The following is a 1155-nucleotide window of genomic DNA, read 5'->3' on the forward strand; positions in this document are numbered from 1 at the left end:
GCTGAAGCGGTAATCCGTTTGAGTTCTTTTTCTAGGGATTCGGGAATTTTTGTCCAATCAATTAGTTGGTGAACTTCAGGAAAGAAGAAGTATAAAAACGCTTCAAAATACTCGGTTAATGCTTCTTTCCAGGGTTCATCATAATTGGCGGTTGTCTGTTTCATTATGACAATTTTAGTGGGTTGTTGTCAGAAGGTGATGGCTAACACAAACTAAGCAGTTAAAGTATTTAACCAATTGATTAAATCTTCAACCGTTGAGAAATCGAATAAAGCTTCTCCTAATACTTCGACATCATCAATACTTAACTGCATAATTTTAGTTTCTAAGGAAGGATTAATCTCCCCTAACTTGCGTTTAATTTGACGAAGAATCAATGTCTTTTCGCGTTCGATACCTTGTTCGATACCTTGTTCGATACCTTGACGCATCCAACTGGTGGTAATTTGCATAACTCCCTCCTGTACGGGTTGACTAAATGTGCTAATCTCTTCTTGAAATTGTCTCTCTTCCACCGGATTTAGATTGAGATAAGTATCAATAAATCCAGAAATCAATTGCATTCTCGCCGCATCTAACCTTAAAGTGATTAACAAGCGCAGACATTCCGCCTTCACCTTAGCTCGCTCTTTCTCGGCAATGTTCATCTTCGCCATCAAAGCTGAAGCAACTGGATTCGTTTGATTGAGAAAATCTCGCCAATTTAATCGATTTAACTGCACTACTTGATAATTAAATTCTAAGACTTTTAAATCGGGAAAATCGACTACATATTGACTAATCGCTGCTCTTTTTGGCTTTGAATAAGAGAAAATGACAATCGGATAAATCGGTAAGACAAATTTCTCATGAAAGCGAGCAAAATAAGTAAACATTCGCCGGTTAAACCACTTGCGGGAACTTTCCTGCGCCTCTACATGAATCAGAAAAAACGATTCTTTTCCGCGAAACTTAACCTGTGCGACTAAATCGCTTTCATGTCTTTCTCCTTCCGTGACATCGGTAAATACTTCTGGCTCTTCGGGACTTGGTATGGTTCGATATGGGGGCATAAATCGACTAAATCCTTATCTGGCAAGAGATTTAATTGATTAGTTCGCTCTAGAGCAAAAACAATTGACAAAAATCGCTAAATGCCTTTCTCTATAAGGGTTC

General features: G+C 38.3%; 1 protein-coding gene and 1 pseudogene. Both read right to left on the bottom strand.

Going from position 1 to position 1155, the window contains the following annotated elements; genetic code table 11:
* Positions 1-212 precede the first annotated feature (212 nt).
* Positions 213-1052 (bottom strand): Rpn family recombination-promoting nuclease/putative transposase, encoded by an 840-nt coding sequence (locus tag O9332_RS18395; protein WP_502846659.1) that lies wholly within the window; start codon positions 1050-1052, stop codon positions 213-215.
* Positions 965-1155, bottom strand: a pseudogene (locus O9332_RS18400) (hypothetical protein); the annotation flags it as partial. The pseudogene O9332_RS18400 and the gene O9332_RS18395, both read right to left, overlap by 88 nt.

It is taken from the genome of Microcystis sp. LE19-10.1B (assembly GCF_027530565.1).
Taxonomy (GTDB): domain Bacteria; phylum Cyanobacteriota; class Cyanobacteriia; order Cyanobacteriales; family Microcystaceae; genus Microcystis; species Microcystis aeruginosa.

Coding starts and splice junctions, on each gene's coding strand:
- O9332_RS18395 (WP_502846659.1), bottom strand. CDS start 1,052: ATGCCCCCATATCGAACCATACCAAGTCCCGAAGAGCCAGAAGTATTT.